A 21,122-nucleotide genomic window follows, 5' to 3' on the forward strand; every position below is an offset into this window, starting at 1 on the left:
GCCGCTTTTTTCTTGGTGGCCGATTTGGGCTGACCAGATCTACCCCTGGCCGCGGAGTCCTTTGAGTGGGCTGCCATAGCTGGGGCAGCTCCAGTCTTCTTGGCCGCGCTCGCCTTCGCAGTCGCTGCTTTCTTCGTCGCTGCCTTCTTAGCAGGCGCCTTATTCGTGGCCTCCTCGTTCGAGGAGAAAATGCCGGTGATGCTGCCGATGATGGACACTGCGCTGCCCTCCGTTGAACTGGACCATCAATGCGCATCCGCCCGAAACGGTTCCATTAGACCAGCGTGGCGCTTGAGATCTGTGACCGCGCCGCATTGATCAATCTCTCGAACGCGCCTGTGGCGAGGAAGAGTAGCGACCGTTCCCTTGGCTATTCGCGACATCTGCGGTAGCATCAAAACCCCTGGCAGCCGTAAGGTCACGATAACTGTTACAGCGCGAACAAAGTGGGGAGATGAGGTCGGAAAGCAGTCGCAATGCGCGATCCAACCAGTGGAGATCGTAAATATCCCGCTTTGATTCCGGTCGCCGGCGAGCGGGGACATTTCGGACTAACAATGTTAGTCCAGCCATGACCCAGGCTGATCCCGTTCAACCAATACCGAATAGCATCCTTGTGGCCGCGGCACGTTTGCAGGCGGCGATCGACGAGCGAGCCGGCAACGATAGCACGGGACCCGAAGACCGCCGGCCACGCGGGGCACCATGAGCGGAACCTAATATCCCCGCGCGCCTTGTGTCGGAATGAGCACGCGCGGCATCAAGTTCCTACAGCCAGCAGCGTGACCGCAGCGAAACGCCCCGCCCTCTTAAGAAAGTCCCGGCGCGCTTGAGATTCCGATACAAGGCCCTGGTCGAGTTCTTTTCGTAGTGGTTCGTGTTCTGGGTCGACATTTACAAGGCCTCCAATTCGACACCACCTTAACCATTCCCAGTATCGGTCGCCAGCAAGCATTCGACTACATGGGTGCATGGAAAGAAGTAGAATACTTAAAGGAAAATTCGGCCCGCCAGTGCGGTGCATGATGCGCGTGGCTGCGGCGGAAAGCTTTTATCTTTCCGGACGGGAACAGCCGGACGCGCGACAAGTTCGGGGAACGCAGCCGAGTCCCTTTGCTGCTGGCCACGCGGGTAGCTTGGCCGGCCCGCGCCTTTCTGCTAGGGCGCGGGCCAATTGCTTGGCGCAAGATGCGGGTTCATTGGGCGTCCGGGTGATTGGCGCTCGCGGCTGGCCCAGCCGGCTGGCGTCTTATTTCCGTTTAGGAAACTGGATCACCTTCGCCTCGGGCTTCGGCTCCAGCGGCTCGTGGCCGGGCACTTCATGCCAGAAGACTTGGCCCAAATCGCGCTGATCGACGGGCTGACCGCATGCGGGACAGTTGTAGAAGTGGTCGCCCTCGTTGGTGAGCTCAGGTCCGTGCACCTTGCCATGAATCGGAGGACCGAAGTCGGAGTGCTCACTCCATTCCAAGAGGTCTGGACGTTCGTCAGGTCCGACCAAGCTGTACTCATACACGGTGGCTTTCTCTTCATCGACCACCCGGAACCAATGATCCTGCAGTGCTCTTGGCGACACTCTTTGTTGTCCGGCGGCGGCCTCGGCGGCTTTCATAGGATCGCTCTCCACGACAGTGCCAGATGACACGACTGTATTGCTGTAGATCTCTTCGACCTGATACTTCGTCATCGTCGCCGCATTCCGATGAGGTCGCAACCTGGTAGCTTTGTTGCGTCGCGCATGGAGTTTGCAATTTCGGAGCTCTTTTAGCTACAGCTAATTGACTGGCCGGTTGGTGGCAAGGGGGCGCGAGGTGCCGCAGTATCGGGTGAGATCATGGCCGCCGGATCGGCTGTGTCTTCGAGCATGGTCATCGCACAGCTTCCCTTCAAAGCGGCAGGGGCACACATCGGCCAGCCTGTCAGGCGCCAGGAGGAAAGCTGGGTGCGTGTCACGGAGACCAAGAGCGAAAAGCGAACCTTCGCTTACGTGTGTCGGACGGCATGAGCGCTTCCGTGGCGGTCCCTTCCTTTAGGAAATGCCAAGGTTCACCCTCACTTTTCCCTCATCGATATGTGGAGTTTTCTTCATTCCGCCGCGCGATTTGTCTGCCGGCGGCGCCACGTTCTATTGCTGGACCGACGACTAGTCTGCCCCAAAGAGCGCGCTAGTAATGGGCCCCCTTCGGCGGGAAAGACAATTCCCGCTCCTTCGAAAGCCAGGAGCAAGGCGGCGACAGTGCGGGGATGCGGTTTCCTTACCCCGTTCTCAAATCCGCTGATCGTCGCTTCGCTAAGATTGCACTTGGCGCCAAGCCGCACTCGCGACCAGTTCAATAGCGCTCTTGCTGCTCGCGACTGCTCTGCCGTCAGGTTTCGCACTTCATGGATCTCCTGCCGACGAACAGCGGACCGTGCGGAAGGTTCCCCAAGTATTCAGCGCGCGCTAACGGAACGGAAGCGGCTCTCAGCATGCCGGCGAGGGCCGATTGTCGTCTGTTCCGCCGTGCTCTTGATCGGGCGACGACTGGATCCACGAGATCAAGTATGACGGGTTCCGCACCCAGCTGATCCTCGATTGGGATGGCGCCCGGGCCGACACCGGGACCGGCAGCGACTGGTCGAAGCGCGAGGAAATCCGATAGTCGCGCTGCCTCGCCGGATAGTGATGCATCTTCTCGTTTGCAGAGTAGTAGCCGCGATCAGTAACCAGCCGCCCGGACCGCTCTCTTCTCATGCGGCGAGCCGTGGATGGTTGCACATGATGTCCTGAATGTGCCGTCATTACCGCGCCCGCTCCGGCCCCAGGCGAAGCGTGTTCGCCAGAATGGATGCGCAGGAGAAAACCTGTTCGCGAGGCAGGTATTTATGCTGCAGCGCAGCAACCAACTTGGAAAGGCGGCGTTCCGGTATTGATCTGCTTTGGATTTGAACGCAAAAGGATGCCGACATGAGAAGTCTCGCCGATACCGTCGCACGCTTGGCTGCTCGGCGAAAGCAAAGCAACTCGGTCGTGGCCGGTGACGTCGGAAGGGATCGATTTTCCGAACTTCAGGCGTTCGGGTCCAACCCAGGACGGTTGCGGGGCTGGACATACCGCCCCAAGGACCTCGCAGCGGATGCACCTCTGGTCGTTGCTCTCCATGGCTGCACGCAGTCGGCTGTGTCCTATGACCGCGGCGCGGGCTGGTCGAGGATGGCAGATCGTAAGGGCTTTGCCGTGCTCTATCCAGAACAGCAGCGCAGCAACAATGCCAATCTTTGTTTCAACTGGTTCGCCCCAGACGACACCCGAAGAGGCTCGGGTGAGGCACTTTCGATCCGGCAAATGATAGAGGCCGTAGTGATCGCAAACGATGTGGACCGGACTGGGATCTTCGTCACCGGCCTTTCCGCTGGCGGGGCAATGGCCGCCGCGATGCTGGCCACTTATCCGGAAGTCTTTGCGGGCGGGGCCATCATAGCTGGTCTACCCTATGGCAGCGCCACTACCTTGCCGCAGGCATTCGACCGTATGCGAGGTCATGGCGGCCCAACCGCGAAGCAATTGGCGTCGGCAGTCAAGCAGGCGTCCGGTCACTCCGGACCATGGCCGAAGCTCTCCGTCTGGCATGGAAGCGCCGACACGACGGTCAGTCCCGTCAATTCCGACCAACTCGTCCGGCAATGGCTTGCACTTCATGGGCAAAGTGAAGCTCAAGCCGACACCGCGGAGCGGCAGGGCTATCGCCGCGACGTTTGGAGGGATGCTACGAATCAGGAAGTCGTCGAATCCTACCTCATCCCAGGTATGGCGCACGGGACACCTGTGGACTCGGCAGACGGCTTGAGTGACGGCGGACCTTTTATGATCGACACCGGCATATCATCCACTTCGCTTATCTCCCGGTTTTGGGGACTAGCCGGCACTGAGGGCCAGTCGCCAGACGCCCATCCATCGACGAGATCGGCGCGACACTCCCCTTTGGCGGGCGCGCACCCGCCGTTCCAGCCGCCGAGCGGCCCGGACGCCGGCCCTGGTCAGATTATCGAAGACGCTCTTCGCGCTGCCGGCTTAATGAAATAGAATAACGGCCAGACTTCAATCGACACAACTTTTGTTTCAGGCCAGCCCCCGAGCCTCCCTATCGAAAACGGGACCGTTACAGTAACGCGCGACTTTAGGCGTCCTTGGCGTCGGGAGGTCAGGTGTGCCGGAAACGCTTTTGTTGAACTTTAAACCCTCCACTCCCGCAGGATCTCACCCTGAAGCTGCTTCTGGACAATTGAATTGATCATGGTCGGGCCGAAGCTGGGCTCCCCGGTGGAAATCCAGATTATTATCCCAGGCTTCGCCACCGCAGTCTAAAGCCGCCATGAGCCCGCCGCCTGCCAGCTGACTGCAAGCGGCCCAACGGGAACATTAGGCGATGATTTGGCGCAGGCGCCGGTCTCCGGCCGGCACAAGCGAGCTTGCCTCCGGGCAATGCCACGTCGCCGGCGCGACAGGGTTTCTGTGGTCGGCGGCCGATGCGCTGGACGTTCTCGACGTTCTTGTCGTCGACGAGGCCGCCCAGATGTCCCTGGCCAACGTGCTGGCCGTATCGCATACGGCCAGGCGGCTGATCCTGCTCGGTGATCCGCAGCAGCTCGATCAGCCCACGCAAGGCACGCATCCCCATGGTACGGGCGGGTCCTCACTGGAGCATGTACTCGGCGGTAGCCAGACGATCGACCCGGATCGCGGCCTTTTCTTCGCTGAAACCTGGCGTATGAACCCGCCTATCTGCGATTTCGATTCCGAACTCTTCTATGACAGCAAGCTCCACCCGGTACCGAGCTGTGAGAAGCAGGTCGTCCTGTCCAACGGGCCGATTAAGGGCTCGCGGCTTCGCTCGTCCCCGTCGAGCATGCCGGCAACAAGAGCTATTCGGTTGATGACGCAGATCGTGATGACCATCATGAACAGCAACACACGATGGATCGACCGGGACGGCATCGAAAGGCCCGTTACGCTCGACGATATCATCGTCATCACACCCCGTAATGCGCAGGTTTTCGAGCGCCATCCGGGCGTGCGCGTCGGTACTGTGTAAGTTTCAGGGCAGGAAGTCCCCATCGCGATTTATTCGATGGCGACGTCGAGCCATGCCGACGCCCCGCGTAGCATGGAATTCCTCTACAGCGCCAACCGCTTCAATGTCGCGGTCTCCCGTGCAAAATGCCTCGCGATCCTTGTCTCATCCCGGGGATATTCGAAGCCGAAAGCAAGACGCCGCGGCAGATGCAGCTCGCCAATGCCTTCTGCCGCTACCTGGAAATGTCTGAGGCGTTGCCGGCATAGCGGAGTCGCCGTCGTCCGGCGCCGAACTCCAACCATCATCTTTCTTGGTGTGAAGCAGGACCCTATCTATCGCGCGCTCTGTCGCGATCATGCCCGCCGGCAGGAAAACCTTTCTGCCGGCCCTTATCTTCGACATCCGCCTGTTCTTCGCTGACTCATCCTTCTGGTGCGCTCCGCCCGGCGAACGGCTCCTGCCATGGCGCACACAGGCATCCGTCGCTTTTGGATCGGACACGCACACACAATAGACTGCACCTGACAACAACAGCTCCGGACTTTCTTCGAACAACCATGTTGTCGGCTGAGCGCCCTTTTCGTCACCGCGCTTTCCAACGGTTACATGCTAGTACGCCCATCGGGATCGGGGCGCTCGATCAATATTTTATCCGGCCGAGCTCGAAGTGTCGATGTGCCAGATGGATCGCGAACCGCTTCAATTTCCCGTGCCGGGCGAGCGCATCTCGGACTTCCTACAGGCAGGCAAGATCCTCGTCATCAAGCGGCGGCGCATCCTGAAGCTCCAGCAACACCGACCATTGCATGGGCTGAATCGAAGCTGCATGATTTCGGCTCCGTGAGCTCGCGTGCAGATTAAAACAACACGCTTCGCGTTCAATGTCACCGCCACTTCAGTTTTCAGGAGAAGAATGACCCGTTTGTGACCTGGTCGATTCCGGGTTTCGTGCCGCTGGCGTCAACGAATCTGCGCGGCGACGGGAGCGGCAACGGGGTTTGTCTCCGCGAAGATCGCTTCGATCTCAGCCGCTTCCCTGTCGGTCAGGCCAGCGAATTCGCGTTCGCGCGCGCGCTTCGACACGGTCCCGCCATTCTGCCGCAGGAAGCGGAACAGCAGGCCGAGCAGCCGGTCCGGCATGTCGGCGATATTCAGCACGCGCGCTTTGAACGTGTCGTAAGCTTTGAGGAAAGCGGTTTCTGCCGGCAGATCGACGTCAATTGTCCGCGCGACGCAGGAGAACAGAAACTCTGCATGCGGCGTCGCATCGAAGTAGCGGTAAAAGTCCGCAGTGTCGTTCAGAACGTCCACATTGTGGCGATCGGTAGGCCTCCAGCGAACCAGCGGCAGCATCCGCTGCGAATAGCTTTCGAGTGTGCGCCGATACTCGTCGATGCGGTCGAGAATAACGGCGGACACCGGAAACACGACGCCGGGCGGATTGAATCCGCGCTCCGCCAGGACATGGTGGATCAAAAAGCGATGCAGTCGTCCGTTTCCGTCCTCAAAGGGATGGATATAGACAAAGCCGAAAGCGAGCACGGCCGCCGCCAGCACAGGGTCGAGCGCCGGCGCGACCGTCCTGTCGAAGGCGGTAAGGCCATCCACCAGGCCGCTCAGGTCTTCCTGCCGCGCGCTGATATGATCGGGGATCGGCACGCCGGTCGTGCGATCATGCTGACCGACGAACCCGCCTTCGGTGCGTAATCCCAGATGAACAAAACGCGCATCGCCGATAACAATCCTTTGCAGGCGGTCGAGCTCGGCGCGGTCAATCGGCCGCCTTCCGGCTTCCGCGATCACCTGGCCCCACCGCTGGATACGGTCCTGCGGCGGGTCCTCGCCTTCGATCTCGAAGCTGGACCGTGAATCCTTGAGAAGCAGGAACGCCGCCGTCCGTGCCAGCAGATCGGCGGGCACGTCGGCGACCAGCGCGCGCGCTTCCCCGGCAAGGTTCCTGGTGACGAACGCCTCAAGGGTGGGCGTCCTGAAGATCATCGGACAAAAGGCGGGCGTGCCCGGAAGGTTGTTCTTGACGCGGTGGCGCGTGGATGTGACGCCGCCTGTTGCCCATTGCTGTTCGGGGTCGACGATGTGCGCATAGGCGCCGCTGGCCGCGTCCGGCAGGTCGAGGCGGGCCTGCATCAGCCATTCGTAGAGAAACCAGACGCGGCGCGCGAACGAGCCCGTCGGTGCGGCGCGGACGATATCGGCGACAGGTTCAGGCCCGGTCGCCCTGAACAGGGTTTTGAGGACGCACAGATCCAGCCCCTCATAGCGCAGGGCGAATGTCAGGTGGCCGGCCAGGTCGGCGTGCGGCGTGTGGCGGGGCGTGAATATCCGCCAGCCTTCCGCCTCATAGATCTTATGGCGCTGCCCGATGGCAGCCAGCTTCAGCGGCACGGGCACGGCAAGCCGGTAGGCAGCGATCAGGGCGGCATACCCTGCGGGCAGCGCCTCCTCCGGCAGCCTGCGGTCATGAAAAACAGTAACCGGGCCTGAAAACTGATTCTGAGGACCATCACCCATGAACATCGGATACCTTGCCGTGAAAATCGAACACTACCCCTACTATCGCATGAAAATGGAGCACATTCAACGAAAACAGTTTACAAACAGGGCACGGGTCTGAATTTCGATAACCAGCCAAGCAACTGGTGAAGCCAGGAAGATGTCATGATGACCAGCCAACGGCCAGCACATTCGGGATTCATCGGTCCACTGCATCAGATAATGACGCGCCCAGAGATCAAACGCGTCAGCGGCGGCATCATCTTCGGTGATGTCCCTGGACGTGGTGTAGCTGGTAGTGCGGTGGTCATCGGCGCTTTCCGGTAGAGTCTGGTTGCGACACCAACTCCTGCTTGGAAGGACCACCGATGACCGACGACATGATGAACCTGCGCGCGCTCGTGGAGAAGACCCCGGACGCCGATCTCCTGCGCGAGATGATCGGCTTTGCCGCCAAGCGGCTGATGGAGATGGAGGTGGGCGCCGCGACGGGTGCGAAGCCGGGAGAACGGGTCGATTTTGAAAAGCTTCCCGGCGGCGAATTGCGGGTGCGGGCGGCGCGGCCGACCGGCACGATTGACAGCTTCCTTGCACTGCTCGCCAGCAAGACGAAAAAGGTCGCCACGATCGAGGACATGAACGAGGCCGCCGCCGCCGGTTGGGCGGGCGAGGAGTGAAAGTCACCGTCGACACCAACGTGCTGGTCCGGGGCGTCGTCCGCGACGATCTAAAGCAAGCCGCCGCAGCAGACAAGGTGCTGAAAGAGGCGTCGCTGATCGCCGTTTCCCTGCGTGCCTGTGCGAATTGGTGTGGGTGCTGCGCCGGGCCTATGGCTTCGAACATCCGGTCTGCGCGACCGCAATCCGCGCATTGCTCGATACCGGAAACGTCGTCATGAATCGACCCGTGTTGAGGCCGGGCTTGCATTGCTGGACGCAGGGGGCGATTTCGCGAATGGTATCATGGCCTATGAAGGCACTTGGTTGGGCGGCGAGACCTTTGTGTCGTTCGATAGAACGGCTGTGAAGCTACTTTCCAAGCACGGGGAAGCCGCAAAGCTACTGTCGTGAACGCCGCCTTCATTGGCGGCTCGTGGCTCCGCTGGATCGGCGAGACATGGTTTCCTGTTACGCTCAACTACTTCACGCTGCTGCCCGTCCAGAGACTCAGCAATGGCGATCTATATCGGCTGGCTAATGCACATGACCCAAGGGCGGCCGGAATTCTGTTCGTGCTGCCAAGGATAATGGCCATGATGTTGGCGCTGTCCAGGCGCTATGGGGCTCCAGTCGTCCTGCAAAACCCCTGGATTTGCCAAAAGGCAGGAGTGAAGACGGCGGCGAAACGCGCGTCGCATTGCGGCGCCGGCACTCTGACCACAGGCCATCGACGACAGGAGCGCCCTGCACGGTTCGCTGCTCGTCACTCTCATATGCCATGGCTACGCCGGTGATAAGGCTGCTAATCCCTGTCGCCTCCTCGGGGCCGAACAAGCGGATGATCGCGTCAGCATCGATGAAACGACGGGTCAGCCAGCTGCAAGCAATACGGTCGACGTGCACGTCCCGGCGTGTGACCCAGATCGTGGGCGCGAACGCGTGACGGCGAATCCTGATCGGGCACTATTCGAAAGAGTAGGTAAATCCTTTCGCCGAGGCACCGACGATGACTTTCGTCATCTTCTTGCCCTCGAGCGCGCGATTGAGCACGCCGCGGCTGAGTTCCGGCAGCAGCGTGTTGGTGAGGATGGCGTCGATCATGCGCCCGCCGGATTCGATCTCGGTGCAGCGCGCCTTGATCATATCCAAGACACCCTCGCCGATCACCAACTCGGCTTCGTTGGTTACTTTGAGACGCCGCGCGATCTTGGCGAACTGGTGTGTTGCGATCGCCTCGATCATTTCGTCCGAGAGCGGGTAGTAGGGGATTGTCACCACGCGCCCGAGAAAAGCGGCAGGAAATACTTTCAACAGAGGACCGCGCAAGCCGGTGTCCAGATCGTCGAGGCCGATACGCAAGGTGCCGTTCCTCGTGCGATCCATGATGACTTCGGACCCGACATTCGAGGTGAGCAGGATCAGCGTGTTCTTGAAGTCGATCCGGCGGCCCTCGCTATCGTCCATCATGCCCTTGTCGAAGACTTGGAAGAAGATCTCGTGCACGTCCGGATGCGCCTTCTCGACCTCATCGAGCAGGATCACCGAATAGGGCTTGCGCCGCACGGCTTCGGTCAGGATGCCGCCCTTGCCAAAGCCAACATAACCGGGTGGCGCGCCCTTCAGCGTCGAGACCGTGTGCGCCTCCTGGAATTCGGACATGTTGATCGAAATCAGGTTCTGCTCTCCGCCATAGAGCGTCTCGGCCAGCGCCAAGGCTGTTTCGGTCTTGCCGACGCCGGAGGGGCCGCAAAGCAGGAACACGCCGACCGGCTTTTCCGGAGCGCCAAGGCCGGCGCGGCTGGTCTGCACGCGTCGCGCAATCATTTCCATCGCATGGTCCTGACCCACGACGCGCTCGGATAAAGTGGCGGCCAGCTTGAGCGCCTTCTCAGTCTGGCTGGATAGCATGCGTCCGGTCGGAATGCCGGTCCAGTCCTGGACGACGGCGGCCACGGCATTGCGGTCGACCGACGGCAGGATCAACGGCGTCTCGCCCTGCGCGGCGGCAAGTTCGGCCGTCAGTTCGCGCAATCGTGCCAGATCAGCTGCGGAATCGCGCGCTGGAGCAGGCTCGCGGGCGGCAAGCGCCTTTGTCTTGCGCGCCTCGCCACCTGGGACCTCGAGAGCTTCGGCCGTGGCTTCCTCCCCCTCCTCCGGGTCAAGGGACATGCCCTTGCCACGAAGTTTGGCACGAAGGTCAAGAATCGCGGCCACAAGCGCCTTTTCGCGATCCCAGCGTGCTTGCGCTGCCGCAAGCGTGGTCTCGGTTTCCGCCAACCCGGCCTCCACGCGAGCCTGTCGGTCCGTCACTTCGATGCCGATCGCCGCCTCGCGGCAAATGATGCCTTTCTCGACTTCGAGCGCCTGGCGACGGCGCAGGATGTCCTCGACCTCGGCAGGCGTCGCGTGCTGAGAGATGGCAACGCGGGCGCAGGCGGTGTCGAGCAGGCTGACCGCCTTGTCGGGCAGCTGCCTGGCCGGGATGTAGCGGTGCGAAAGGGAAACCGACGCCTCGATCGCCTCGTCCAGGATTTGCACCTGATGGTGCTGCTCAAGAACGCCGGCGACACCACGCAACATCAGCACGGCCACCGCTTCGGAAGGTTCGTCGATCTTGACCACCTGGAACCGACGGGTCAGCGCCGGATCCTTCTCGATGTGCTGCTTGTATTCGGCCCACGTCGTGGCGGCGATGGTGCGGAGCTCGCCGCGCGCGAGAGCAGGCTTCAAGAGATTGGCTGCATCGCCGGTTCCCGCCGCGCCACCCGCGCCGATCAGTGTATGCGCCTCGTCGATGAACAGGATGATCGGTGTCTCTGAGACCTGGACCTCGTCGATGACAGCCTTCAGCCGCTTTTCGAACTCGCCCTTGACGCTGGCGCCCGCCTGCATCAGGCCGACATCGAGCATGCGCACGCTGACATTCTGAAGCGGCGGCGGCACGTCGCCCTGGGCAATGCGCAAGGCAAAGCCCTCGACGACCGCCGTCTTGCCGACACCCGCCTCGCCTGTCAGGATTGGGTTGTTCTGCCGGCGCCGCATCAAGATGTCGACGATCTGACGGATCTCCGCATCGCGGCCGACCACCGGATCGATCTTGCCATCACGGGCGCGCTGAGTGAGGTCGGTGGCGTATTTGGCGAGCGCCGAGTCACGGCCCGGGCCGCGTTCTATCGGTGTTTCGGCGGCAGCTGTCGCGGGCGGTGAGCCGGATTCGAGCGAGCCTTCAATGACATCGGCGAACCGCGCAATTACCCCATCAGCATTGATCTTGTCGAATTCGGCGCTGATCTTCGAAACCAGCCCCTCCAGCACCGGTGTCTTCAGGCAGGCGAGAAGAATATGCGCGCTGCGCACCTCCTCGACCCCGAATTCCAGTGTGGCCAGGTTCCAGCCTTCCTGTATGGCGTGGAAGATGTGATCGGAGAATTCCTCCACCGAGGTCGCGCCGTAGGGCAGCTTGTCGACGGCACGGGTCATATCCGCCGTCAGCCGGCTGACATCCAGCCCGGCATCAGCGACGATCATCTGTACATCCGAGCGCTCGGACAGCACCAATTGCTGGACGAAATGGACGAGCTCGACATACGGGTTGCCGCGCAACTTGGCCGTGTCCGCGGCGGCCTTGAAGGCGCGCACCCCCGTGGGATTGAGCTTCGCAACAAGTTCCTTGCGCTTGAAACTCTGCGACGACCGGCGCTGTTCCATTTGAACCTGCCCCCGAAATCTGCTGACCCTACCCTGCCACAGAAGCAGCAGCTTGACAAAGCCGTGTGAGGAGACGGTCCTTCTGACCTGTCCGCGCGGCACCTTGTGGTTACACAAGCCTAGCAAACTCCTGCAAAGAACCCGAACTGGAATCCGAAATACGCGAGCCATTGCACATACACGGTCCGCCGATCGCGGCATGGGTTTCGTTGAAAGATAACCGAGCATTCAGCTTCTGTTGGTTTTCGAGCATGTGCTCAATTGTCGTGACAAGGGACCGATGATAACGTTGCGTCACATATGAGGCGCGGAGCCGCTCGCTGGGGGTACGTGTGATTGATCTCGCACTCTGGCTGAATCCTCTGGACGGTGCGAATCCGTCGGGAGCGGATTTGCGCAACGACCCGGCTTTTCACGAGCTGGAGCGGCTGACGGAAGCCCAGCTCAAGGTCGTGCACGACGGCGGCAGCAAGCCTTCGCAGTCAGCCAGCTCAGTCGACTGGGCCGCCATCCTCCAAAAAGCGGAAGAATTGCGCTCACGCGGTCGGGATTTGCGCCTTCTGGTCATCGTCACGCGCGCGCTGGCCAATGAAGAGAGGCTTGCCGGCCTCGCCGAGGGCCTGACCCTGATCGCAAAGACTCTCGACCAGTATTGGGATTCAATGCATCCGGCTTTACGGCCGGCTGGCACGCCTCGCGACGCGGCGCTGCGACGCATCAACGCGCTGCTTGACCTCCAGAACGGGCAGGAAGGCCTGCTGGCGAACCTGAGGCAGACCGTCTTCTTCTCACCGCGCACGATCGGGCCGATCAGCGGGCGAGACCTGGAACAGGCAGCGCTCGACGAGCGCGTCATGCTCCAGGAAGCTGCCTCCGGCCTGGGGAACGCCGAAAAGGCGGCGCTAACGGCCGCGCATAACCAGATGCTGAACCGGGTGCGCACCGCATGCGCGGCGCAGATCGATCAGGCCGTGGACGCCATCACCACCCTTTTGAGCGATGCGCGCGCTGCGATTTCGGCGCTGGATGCGGTCGATACCGCGCTCAACGCGCACATCGACGGCAATGGCGCGGCCGTTCCGGATTTGAAGAAGTTCCTGCAGCGCTTGCTGACGACGCTGGAGTGGAATTCCAGCGCTGCCGCCGTGGCCAACGGTGCGGCAAAGCCTGCCCCGCAGCCGTCCCAGCCGGCATCGACGCCCCCTCGAAACGGACATGGAGCCGAGACGATGGCAAGTGTGGCAAGCTCTGCGCAAACCAGCACCGGCCTGCCTGACCGGATCTACTCGCGTGACGAGGTCGTCAAATGCCTCGATCTCGTGGTTGAATTCTACGACCGCACCGAGCCGTCCAGCCCGATCCCGCACCTCGCCCGGCGCGTGCGGCGGATGGTGCACATGGATTTCGTGGAACTGATGGAAGATCTCGCCCCGTCGGGGCTGAAGGAATTCCGGCTGCTTGCCGGTGTTTCCGATCCCAAGAAGCCGGCCCAGAAGGATGAAAGGTAACAACCATGCCAGCAGAGAGCAAAGCCAAGGTCATCGAAAGAAACCGCGCGCCGCGTGTGCAGATCGCCTACGACGTCGAAACCTACGGCAGCCCGACGACGATCGAGTTGCCGTTCGTCATGGCTGTCATGGCCGACCTTTCCGGCGCCTCGCAGACCAAGGAAGCGTCAAAGTCGGTCCTGGATCGCAACTTCGTCGAAACCGACGCCAATCGCTTCCCGAAATTCATGGAGGCGATGGGGCCGCGCGTAAAAGCGCGCGTGAAGAACACGTTGCCGCAAGTGGAAGGGGCCGAGCGGGACGAGGAATTGGCGATCGATCTCACCTTCTCCAAAATGGGAGATTTCGCGCCCGACAAGATCGCCGAGCAGGTGCCGCAACTGGCCGAGATCCTCAAGATGCGGCGCCAACTCGAGGAACTGCTGGGCTTCATGGATGGCCGCGTCGACGCTGAAAAGCGCATTGCGCAGCTTCTCAACAACGAGCCGCTGCTGAGCAAGATCGCCGGCCAGGCGATCTCTGACGGCAAGGGCGAGGAATAAGTCATGGCCGAACAGCAAAAGACCGCAGCCGCAACCGCCGAGGCGGAAGCCATCGATCTGGGCGAATTCAGCGGGCTCCTTGAAAAGGATTTCAAGGTCAGGAAGGACGACACCGAGAAGCTCCAGCAGTTGGTGCGCAACCTGGCGCTGGCCGCACAGTCGCGATCCGAGACGACGACCATATCGTCCAACGCGATCAAGTCGATCAAATCGCTGATCGCGGGCATCGACAAGATGCTGACGACGCAGGTTAACGAGATCCTGCACGCCCCCGAAGTGCGGGAGATGGAAGGCACCTGGCGAGGCCTTTGGTACCTCATCAACAACACCGAGACGGATACCAAGCTCAAGATCCGGGTGATGAACATCTCCAAGGAGCAGTTGGCCGACACGCTGGAAGACTATGAAGGCCAGATGTGGGACCAGAGCCCGATCTTCAAGAAAGTCTATACCGACGAGTATTCGATGCTGGGCGGCGAGCCGATCGGCTGCATCATCGGCGCCTACGAGTTCTCCAACCACCCGCGCGATGTCGGCCTGCTACGCAACATCTCGGGTGTCTGTGCCTCGGCGCACACGCCGTTCATCGCGGCCGCCTCGCCGCGGCTGTTCCGCATGGACAGTTGGCAGGAACTGCCAAACCCCCAAGACCTGCAGATGATCGTCAACAACCCGTCCTATGCCTCATGGCAGTCGCTGCGTGAGAGCGAGGACGCCCGCTATATTGGGCTCACCATGCCGCGGGTGCTGGCACGCCTGCCCTACGGCTCGGAAACCGTTCCGGTGAAGGGCTTCACCTTCGAGGAAGAGGTGGGCGGCGACCATAACAAATATGTCTGGATGAACGCCGCTTTCCCGATGGGCGTCAACATCAACCGCAGCCACAAGCTCTATGGCTGGGGAACGCAGATCCGCGGCGTCGAGAATGGTGGCACGGTGCTCAATCTGCCGGTGCATGCTTTCCCGACCGATGACGGGTCAATCGCGATGAAATGCCCGACCGAGGTCGCCATCGATGACCGGCGCGAGGCGGAACTGGCCAAGCTCGGTCTGATGCCGATCTTGCACCGCAAGAACACCGACCTCGCAGCCTTCATAGGCGCGCACTCACTTCAGGACGACGAGACGCGGGCTGGGCGTCTGGTCGACCCCGACGCCCAGGCAAACGAACGGCTGAGCGCCAACCTGCCCTACCTCTTCCCGGTCTCGCGCTTCGCGCATTACCTCAAGGCGATCGCGCGCGACAAGATCGGCTCGTTCAAGGAACGCACCGATATGGAGACATGGTTGACCGAATGGATCAACCGATACGTGCTGGCCAATCCAGCTTTCGCCGACGACAAGGCGCGGGCCAAGCGGCCGCTCGCCGCGGCCGAGGTTCAGGTCGACAGCGTCGAAGGCAGACCCGGTTACTACAACGCCCGTTTCTATCTGCGTCCGCATTACCAGTTGGAAGGCATCAACGCCTCCCTGCGGTTGGTGTCGGAACTGCCGTCGGTGAAGGGCTGAAACGCAGCGAAGTCATCTTGTTTGGTTTGAAAGCGGTGGAGAAAGACAATGCCGACCACAGAAAGAAGTGACGCTCCTTCCATGAAGATCGATGGTTTTTTGAAGGTTCCCGACATTAAGGGCCCCAGCAAGCGCGACGGCCACGAAGATGAGATCGAAGTGCATGGCGTCGATTACAAGATCATGGCGCCCTATGATCCCAACTCGCTTTCGCGACGCGGCCGCGTGTCGATGGGAATGATCAAATTCTTCAAGCACTACGACAAGTCGTCGCCCTATTTGAAGAAGGCGCTATTCGAGAACAAGGCGCTCGACGAGGTGGTGTTTTCGGCACGCCGCACCATTGACGGCGAGACCAGCGACTATCTGGTCGTGACGCTCACCGACGCCTCGATCATGGAGTATGATATGCGGCAGGCCGCCGATGAGGCGGACCTTATCGAGGAAGAAGTCAGCTTCGCCTACAAAAAGATCAAGTTCGTCTACGACAAGGACGACGAGATCGAAATGGACGTCTATGTCGGCAAGTGAGACCAAGCGGCCTGGCGCGAGGGCGCAGCTTGGCGGCAGTTCGCGCGCAAGGCGCGAGGCGGTTCAGCCGTCCCTGTGGGACCGCCTCGTCAACGACTTGCCAGGACTGACGTCGGAGATCGATGGGCTGCGCCGTCTCTTGGAGGAAGAGCTCGGCGCCGAGCGCGTCGAGGCTCTTCTTGCCGGCAATGCGCGCGCCATCGATGCCGACGCCGAACTCACATCCGAGCAGAAACGGCGCCTGCACCGCCTGGTCTTCCAGGCCCAGCATCGCGCCGAGATCGAAGGCCGCGGCGTGGTCGTTTCGGCACGCGTGTTGAGAGAGGCCGTGCGGCGCGACATCGAGGCCCTGTTCAACACCGAGCGTTTCGAATCCGTACCGATGCTCTCGGACGCCGAACACGAACAGCCCCTGGAGGAACTGCCCTCGCTCGCTGACTTTCCGCAGGTGCGCCGCAGCGTGGTCAATTTTGGCGTGCCGTCTTTTTCCGGCCGCTCGTCGCGGGATTTCGACCGCGATGGGCTGGCACGCGAAATCCGCGCGGTGCTTGCCACCTTCGAGCCGCGCCTGAAGGAGAGCGCCACGATCGTCAACGTCACGCTCGGCGATAAAAACGTCGGCCTCAAGATCGAGATCGACGCGGTGCTGATCATGGCCCCGACACCGGAGCGCATGCGGCTGCGCACCACAATCAATCTCGACAACGGCCTGGCACGAACCGAATTCCGGGAGACCTGAGATGGATCGGGTCTTTGTCGAATATTACGAAGAAGAACTGACCCATATCCGGGCGCTGGCCGCGGAATTCGCAGACATGCATCCGGCGGTTGCTCGTAATCTTTCCCTCGACACGGTCCCGTGTCCCGATCCTTATGTGGAACGGCTGCTTGACGGCGTTGCCTTCCTCGCCGCGCGCACCCGTCTGAAGGTCGACGCGGAGCGCTCGCGCTTCTCGCGCGCCGTGCTCGATGTGCTTTACCCCGATCTGGTGGCGCCGGCGCCGGCGACGGGGATGGCTGTGCTGAAACCCGGCCAGCAAGTGCACTCGATGATCGCTGGCCACGCCATCGCGCGCGGCACGCGACTGGTCTCCACCCTGCATCCAGGGCTTTCGACACGCTCCACCTTCACCACCGCGCAAGAGGTCACGCTGTGGCCGATCGCCATCACCTCGGTCAGCTATTTCCAGGATCGTAGCGCGCTCGCCGCCGCCGGAATCGCGCCGGTCGGCGACATGCGTGGCGAAGCGGCCTTGCGCGTCACCTTCGCCCGGACAGGAAAAGGCAAGCTCAGCGACCTGTCGCTCGATCGTCTCGACCTCTATTTCGCCGGCCGTGCCAAGGCGCCGGTGATTTTCGATGCGATCTTCGGCGCCTGCTCGGCCGTCGGCGCGCGGGCGCAAGGCAAGACCAATGCGCTATCGGCGCTGCCCGAACCCGAAATGATAGGTATTCACGACGACGAAGCGCTGATGCCGCGCACCCGTCCCACCTTCGAGGGATATCGGCTGCTGCGCGAATATTTCATGATCCCGGAGCGCTTCCATTATGTACGGGTTGCCGGCCTCCAGCCGGTGGTGCGCGCGTGCGAGGCGGGGATGGAGATCATCTTCCTGTTCCGGCGTGCGGTGCCTGAACTCGCCGATGTGACGGCTGCCGAATTCGAGCTCTTCGTGACGCCGGTCATCAATCTCTTCGAACGCGAATGCAACGACGTTGAGATCGATCCGCGCAAAACGCGCCAGGTGCTGCACGCCGACCGCACCCGGGCGCGGGATTTTGAGATATTCCGGGTCACCCGGGTCGAGGATGCCGACGCGGAGAGCGGCGAGGCGACAATTCCCGAACTGTTCAGCCTGGGGCAAAACCGCGGCAGCGGCTGGGTCTATTCGACTGAGCGACGTCCGCGCCGGGCCACCGAGGACGAGCGGCGCGACGGCCTGACCCGCACCTCCTATACGGGCGACGATGTCTTTATCGCCGTCTCGCGCCCGCCAGGAAGCACGCCAAACCGGCTGCTCAAGCGTCTCGGCATCGTGGCGCTTTGCACCAATCGCGACCTGCCGATCCTGGACGACACGCCGACGCTTACGCTGGAGACGGCCGATCCAGTCGAAGCGGTGCGCTTGCTTGGGGCACTGCGGCCGCCGCAGCCGGCCATCCCGGCATCTCTGCCGGCCGGGGCTGAAGGTGAATCGCGCGCCGACAACCTTGCCTGGCGGCTGGTGGCGCAGCTCTCGCTCAACTTCCTCAGCCTTGCCAAGGAAGGCCGTGGTGTCGATCCGCTGCATGCCTTGCTCGACCTCTATGCCGATCGCGGCGATCCGGGTCTTGCCCGCAACGTGCACTCGATCGTGCGCATCGATTCGCGCCCGGTGATCGAGAGGCTCCGGATCGATGGGCCAATGTGTTTCGGACGCGGCACCGAGGTCACACTGCATATCGACCAATCCGTGCTGGCCGGTCAAAGCTCATTGCTGCTTTCGGCCCTGCTTTCGCGGCTGTTCGCCCGCCATGCGGGCATAAACGGATTTGTGCGGACCCGTACGCGATTGCTGCAGAAGCAGGAGGATGTGCCATGGCCGATGACGCCCGGCAATCGCTACCTGATCTAGCGCAGCACGCAACGGTCGCGGCCGAAGCGTTGTCGGAGAGCTTCGACTTTTTCGAGTTGCTGCGACGCCTGGAGCAGCGCGGCGGATTGTTCGGCCATTCCGGAACGGCCGACCGCGAGCCGGCGAGACTCGGCCAGCATGTGCGTCTGAGCTTTTCGGCCCGGGACGTCATCAAGGTCGAGGACGCCGGGGACAAGGCCCGGGCGCGAGTGACCGTCGCCAATTTCGGGCTGCTTGGACCGGAAGGACCGATGCCATTGCATCTGACGCGCTGGGTGCTCGACCGGCTGTCGCAGCGCTGGTTTACAGGGGCCGATGCCGAGCAGACCAGCGACACGACCTTCGTCGATTTCGTCAACATCCTGCAGCATCGGATGATAGCGCTTTACTACCGCGCCTGGGCCGATGCGCATCCAGCGGTGCAGGTCGAGCGTTCCGTCGGTGGGCACGTTCGAGCCATGCTGGAGGCAATGTCGGGGATCGGCCTCCCCGGGACGCAGGACCCCGAACTCGAGACAGTGCGCCTACGACAGGCTGGGTCGCTGGCCAACCAGGTCGACGGCGTGGAGCGGCTGACACTGTTTCTCACCACCGCCTTCAAGGTGCCGGTGCGGATCAAGGAGTTCGTTGCCGCTTGGATCACCATACCGACGCCACTGCAGACGCGTCTCGGCAAGGCCTATGCCGGGCTCGGACGCGGGGCGACGATCGGGCCGCGGGTGTTCAGCCGCCAGAGCAGGATCGAATTGCGCGTCGGTCCGCTGAGCCTCGACGAGTTCAAGTCTTTCCTGCCCGGCGAACGGCGCCTAGGCCTGTTCAAGAAAGCGGTGCGCGACATGATCGGCGAAGCGCTCGATGTCGATTTGCGCATCGTGCTGGCGCGCGATGACGTGCCCCCGCCACGGGTCGGGACTGTCCAGCTTGGCCGGACGGTCTGGCTCGAACGGCCCGCAGATAGGGGGGATGCCGACGATCTCAGATTGCACACCATCGTCGGCTGGCGGCCCGAAATGGCGGAGGCGGCCGCATGACCCTGCTGCTGACCCTGGAACAAGGCCCTCGCTCGCAAGTGGTCCGGCAGACCCGCCTTGACGAGGGCGAATTGGTGATCGGGCGCAATGCCGATGCTGGCTGGCAGATCGACGACCCGGACATGTTCGTCTCGCGCGCGCATTGCAAAATCAGCGGCAACCAGGACGGCTATTTCGTTACCGACACGTCGAGCAGCGGATTGTTCGTCGACGATTCCGACAGCCCCGTAGGACCTGGCAGGTTGATGCGGCTGCAAAGCGGCATGCGGCTGCGCATGGGCGATTACGTGTTCCATGTCGAGATTCAATCCAAAGCGAGCCAGACGTCAGTCGGCCCGGCCCCGGTCGCCAGCCATACCACGCCGGCGTGGTCATCGCTGCGAGCGCGAACGCCGGCCAGCATCGGCAGCGACGACTTCTTCTCGGCCAGGATCGAGGAAGAACCGCGTACGCCCCGTCCGGCGGATTTGCCCAACCCGTTCGAGCAGCCCGTGCCGGGGGCTTATGATCGCGCATCGAACCAACGCAGTTCGCCTGCCTTTGATGACCCGTTCAGCCTCGACCCGGTGGCAACGCCGCAAGCCAGCGACGCCGCTGCCGCGGGCCAGCCGGATCCCTTCGGGCTGGGCGAAATGTCTTCGCCCGGCGGTGCGTCCTGGCACACAGCAAAGCCGGCCAGCTTCGATGACGATTTCAGCCTTGGGCCGGCCGCTACGCCACCTCTCAGCAACGGCGCCGATGCCGCAGGACGTGCCCAGCATCAGGCTGAAAAGCCCCGCGCCGGCAATCCTTGGGATATGCCGCAGGCAGCCGCGTCGCAGGCGCCGCGCCGCGCCGTTGCAGCGGCGAAGCTGGCGCGCCCGGCGCAGCCAGCAGCAAGCGATATGGCGCTTCGCGCCGCATTCTTGCGCGGCATGGGTGTCGAGGACGCCGATTTTCCCGGCCGCGATGCGATCGCCGAAATGGAAAAATTCGGTCGTGAATACCGGCTGATGCTGGAGGGCCTGATGCAGCTCCTGCGCAAACGCGCTGAGGAGAAGGGAAGCGCGCGTGTCGCCCAGACGATGGTCGGCGCTTCCGAGGTCAATCCGCTTAAATTCCTGCCGACGGTCGAGGATGTCGTCGTCACCATCATCTCGGAACGCAGTCCGGGCTTTCTCTCCGGTGAGGCGGCGATCGGCGACGCGGTGAAGGATCTTGCACAGCATCACGTACGCGCCTGGCGGGGCGTCCAGGCAGCACTTCGGCGCATGATCGACCGTTTTGATCCTGCCGCGATCGAAGAGGAGCTCAAATCCAACTCCGCCATCGGCAATCTGCTCTCCGGCGGGCGTAACGCCAAGCTGTGGGAGCTCTACCAGAAACGCCATCGCGACATCGCCCAGAGCGCGGAATCGAGTTTCCTGGGCGAGATCGGCGCAGACTTCAGGGACGCATATGAAGAGGAGTAGGAC

At 62.1% G+C, this 21,122-nt stretch carries 17 protein-coding genes and 3 pseudogenes; 15 read left to right on the plus strand and 5 right to left on the minus strand.

Features of this window, described 5'->3' with window-relative positions; all coding sequences use genetic code 11:
* Positions 1–1,249: 1,249 nt before the first annotated feature.
* Together O7A60_RS24680 and O7A60_RS24685 are read right to left on the minus strand one after the other, a co-directional pair.
* Complete coding sequence (locus O7A60_RS24680; RefSeq protein ID WP_337108400.1) at positions 1,250–1,687, minus strand: hypothetical protein; 438 nt, start codon at positions 1,685–1,687, stop codon at positions 1,250–1,252.
* Between the two features lie 398 nt (positions 1,688–2,085).
* Positions 2,086–2,379 carry a helix-turn-helix domain-containing protein gene (locus O7A60_RS24685; RefSeq protein WP_337108401.1) on the minus strand — a complete coding sequence of 98 codons (294 nt, stop codon included), beginning with the start codon at positions 2,377–2,379 and terminating at the stop codon, positions 2,086–2,088.
* A gap of 568 nt (positions 2,380–2,947) precedes the next feature.
* Here O7A60_RS24685 and O7A60_RS24690 point away from each other — a divergent pair.
* The 3 genes from O7A60_RS24690 to O7A60_RS24700 all read left to right on the plus strand — a co-directional run bounded on the left by O7A60_RS24690 (position 2,948) and on the right by O7A60_RS24700 (position 5,898).
* Positions 2,948–4,063 carry an extracellular catalytic domain type 1 short-chain-length polyhydroxyalkanoate depolymerase gene (locus tag O7A60_RS24690; protein WP_337108402.1) on the plus strand — a complete coding sequence of 372 codons (1,116 nt, stop codon included), beginning with the start codon at positions 2,948–2,950 and terminating at the stop codon, positions 4,061–4,063.
* 343 nt (positions 4,064–4,406) lie between these two features.
* The gene (locus O7A60_RS24695) at positions 4,407–5,072 is read left to right on the plus strand and encodes an AAA domain-containing protein (protein ID WP_337108403.1); all 666 of its coding nucleotides are present in this window, start codon (positions 4,407–4,409) and stop codon (positions 5,070–5,072) included.
* A gap of 664 nt (positions 5,073–5,736) precedes the next feature.
* On the plus strand, positions 5,737–5,898 hold the full coding sequence (locus O7A60_RS24700; protein WP_337108404.1) for a hypothetical protein: 162 nt from the start codon (positions 5,737–5,739) through the stop codon (positions 5,896–5,898).
* Between the two features lie 116 nt (positions 5,899–6,014).
* On the opposite strand, the gene O7A60_RS24705 is transcribed toward O7A60_RS24700, so the two are convergent.
* Entirely contained in the window at positions 6,015–7,583 is a 1,569-nt protein-coding gene (locus O7A60_RS24705) for a Fic family protein (protein ID WP_337108458.1), read from the minus strand.
* A gap of 147 nt (positions 7,584–7,730) precedes the next feature.
* On the opposite strand from O7A60_RS24705, the gene O7A60_RS24710 reads away from it, so the two are divergent.
* From O7A60_RS24710 to O7A60_RS24725, 4 genes and pseudogenes are all read left to right on the plus strand, one after another.
* Positions 7,731–7,892: a hypothetical protein gene (locus tag O7A60_RS24710; protein WP_337108405.1), complete on the plus strand. Its 162-nt coding sequence runs from the start codon at positions 7,731–7,733 to the stop codon at positions 7,890–7,892.
* A 41-nt stretch (positions 7,893–7,933) separates the two neighbouring features.
* Positions 7,934–8,077, plus strand: a pseudogene (locus O7A60_RS24715) (IS256 family transposase); the annotation flags it as partial.
* A pseudogene (locus tag O7A60_RS24720) lies at positions 8,057–8,242 on the plus strand (AbrB/MazE/SpoVT family DNA-binding domain-containing protein); the annotation flags it as partial. The pseudogenes O7A60_RS24715 and O7A60_RS24720, both read left to right, overlap by 21 nt.
* A pseudogene (locus O7A60_RS24725) lies at positions 8,239–8,635 on the plus strand (type II toxin-antitoxin system VapC family toxin). The pseudogenes O7A60_RS24720 and O7A60_RS24725, both read left to right, overlap by 4 nt.
* 123 nt (positions 8,636–8,758) lie before the next feature.
* Here O7A60_RS24725 and O7A60_RS24730 read toward each other — a convergent pair.
* Both O7A60_RS24730 and tssH read right to left on the minus strand, forming a co-directional pair.
* Positions 8,759–9,181: a chromate resistance protein ChrB domain-containing protein gene (locus O7A60_RS24730; protein ID WP_337108459.1), complete on the minus strand. Its 423-nt coding sequence runs from the start codon at positions 9,179–9,181 to the stop codon at positions 8,759–8,761.
* 6 nt (positions 9,182–9,187) lie between these two features.
* Positions 9,188–11,932: a type VI secretion system ATPase TssH gene (tssH, locus tag O7A60_RS24735; protein ID WP_337108406.1), complete on the minus strand. Its 2,745-nt coding sequence runs from the start codon at positions 11,930–11,932 to the stop codon at positions 9,188–9,190.
* Between the two features lie 332 nt (positions 11,933–12,264).
* Here tssH and tssA point away from each other — a divergent pair, with 332 nt between their 5' ends.
* The 8 genes from tssA (at position 12,265) to tagH (ending at position 21,119) form a co-directional block, all read left to right on the plus strand.
* Entirely contained in the window at positions 12,265–13,440 is a 1,176-nt protein-coding gene (gene tssA / locus O7A60_RS24740) for a type VI secretion system protein TssA (protein WP_337108407.1), read from the plus strand.
* Between the two features lie 5 nt (positions 13,441–13,445).
* On the plus strand, positions 13,446–13,982 hold the full coding sequence (gene tssB, locus O7A60_RS24745) for a type VI secretion system contractile sheath small subunit (protein WP_027143717.1): 537 nt from the start codon (positions 13,446–13,448) through the stop codon (positions 13,980–13,982).
* Positions 13,983–13,985: 3 nt separating this feature from the next.
* Positions 13,986–15,491 carry a type VI secretion system contractile sheath large subunit gene (tssC, locus tag O7A60_RS24750; protein WP_337108408.1) on the plus strand — a complete coding sequence of 502 codons (1,506 nt, stop codon included), beginning with the start codon at positions 13,986–13,988 and terminating at the stop codon, positions 15,489–15,491.
* An 81-nt stretch (positions 15,492–15,572) separates the two neighbouring features.
* Complete coding sequence (locus tag O7A60_RS24755; RefSeq protein WP_027143719.1) at positions 15,573–16,022, plus strand: Hcp family type VI secretion system effector; 450 nt, start codon at positions 15,573–15,575, stop codon at positions 16,020–16,022.
* Positions 16,009–16,761: a type VI secretion system baseplate subunit TssE gene (gene tssE / locus O7A60_RS24760; protein ID WP_027143720.1), complete on the plus strand. Its 753-nt coding sequence runs from the start codon at positions 16,009–16,011 to the stop codon at positions 16,759–16,761. Before O7A60_RS24755 ends, tssE begins: the two co-directional genes overlap by 14 nt.
* Before the next feature lies 1 nt (position 16,762).
* Entirely contained in the window at positions 16,763–18,637 is a 1,875-nt protein-coding gene (gene tssF / locus O7A60_RS24765; RefSeq protein WP_027143721.1) for a type VI secretion system baseplate subunit TssF, read from the plus strand.
* Positions 18,601–19,668 (plus strand): type VI secretion system baseplate subunit TssG, encoded by a 1,068-nt coding sequence (gene tssG, locus O7A60_RS24770; protein ID WP_337108409.1) that lies wholly within the window; start codon positions 18,601–18,603, stop codon positions 19,666–19,668. Before tssF ends, tssG begins: the two co-directional genes overlap by 37 nt.
* Entirely contained in the window at positions 19,665–21,119 is a 1,455-nt protein-coding gene (gene tagH / locus O7A60_RS24775) for a type VI secretion system-associated FHA domain protein TagH (protein WP_337108410.1), read from the plus strand. The genes tssG and tagH overlap by 4 nt, the downstream gene beginning before the upstream one ends.
* The last annotated feature ends 3 nt before the right edge of the window (positions 21,120–21,122 follow it).

The sequence above is a fragment of the Mesorhizobium salmacidum (SeqCode) genome, from assembly GCF_037179605.1.
Lineage (GTDB): Bacteria > Pseudomonadota > Alphaproteobacteria > Rhizobiales > Rhizobiaceae > Mesorhizobium > Mesorhizobium salmacidum.

What these genes read in the sequence shown, in the direction of transcription:
- tagH (WP_337108410.1), top strand. Translation starts at nt 19,665, where the DNA reads ATGACCCTGCTGCTGACCCTGGAACAAGGCCCTCGCTCGCAAGTGGTC.
- O7A60_RS24700 (WP_337108404.1), top strand. Translation starts at nt 5,737, where the DNA reads ATGGATCGCGAACCGCTTCAATTTCCCGTGCCGGGCGAGCGCATCTCG.
- O7A60_RS24755 (WP_027143719.1), top strand. Translation starts at nt 15,573, where the DNA reads ATGAAGATCGATGGTTTTTTGAAGGTTCCCGACATTAAGGGCCCCAGC.
- O7A60_RS24690 (WP_337108402.1), top strand. Translation starts at nt 2,948, where the DNA reads ATGAGAAGTCTCGCCGATACCGTCGCACGCTTGGCTGCTCGGCGAAAG.
- O7A60_RS24695 (WP_337108403.1), top strand. Translation starts at nt 4,407, where the DNA reads ATGATTTGGCGCAGGCGCCGGTCTCCGGCCGGCACAAGCGAGCTTGCC.
- tssB (WP_027143717.1), top strand. Translation starts at nt 13,446, where the DNA reads ATGCCAGCAGAGAGCAAAGCCAAGGTCATCGAAAGAAACCGCGCGCCG.
- tssF (WP_027143721.1), top strand. Translation starts at nt 16,763, where the DNA reads ATGGATCGGGTCTTTGTCGAATATTACGAAGAAGAACTGACCCATATC.
- O7A60_RS24705 (WP_337108458.1), bottom strand. Translation starts at nt 7,583, where the DNA reads ATGGGTGATGGTCCTCAGAATCAGTTTTCAGGCCCGGTTACTGTTTTT.
- tssH (WP_337108406.1), bottom strand. Translation starts at nt 11,932, where the DNA reads ATGGAACAGCGCCGGTCGTCGCAGAGTTTCAAGCGCAAGGAACTTGTT.
- tssC (WP_337108408.1), top strand. Translation starts at nt 13,986, where the DNA reads ATGGCCGAACAGCAAAAGACCGCAGCCGCAACCGCCGAGGCGGAAGCC.
- O7A60_RS24680 (WP_337108400.1), bottom strand. Translation starts at nt 1,687, where the DNA reads ATGACGAAGTATCAGGTCGAAGAGATCTACAGCAATACAGTCGTGTCA.
- tssG (WP_337108409.1), top strand. Translation starts at nt 18,601, where the DNA reads ATGGCCGATGACGCCCGGCAATCGCTACCTGATCTAGCGCAGCACGCA.
- tssE (WP_027143720.1), top strand. Translation starts at nt 16,009, where the DNA reads ATGTCGGCAAGTGAGACCAAGCGGCCTGGCGCGAGGGCGCAGCTTGGC.
- O7A60_RS24710 (WP_337108405.1), top strand. Translation starts at nt 7,731, where the DNA reads ATGATGACCAGCCAACGGCCAGCACATTCGGGATTCATCGGTCCACTG.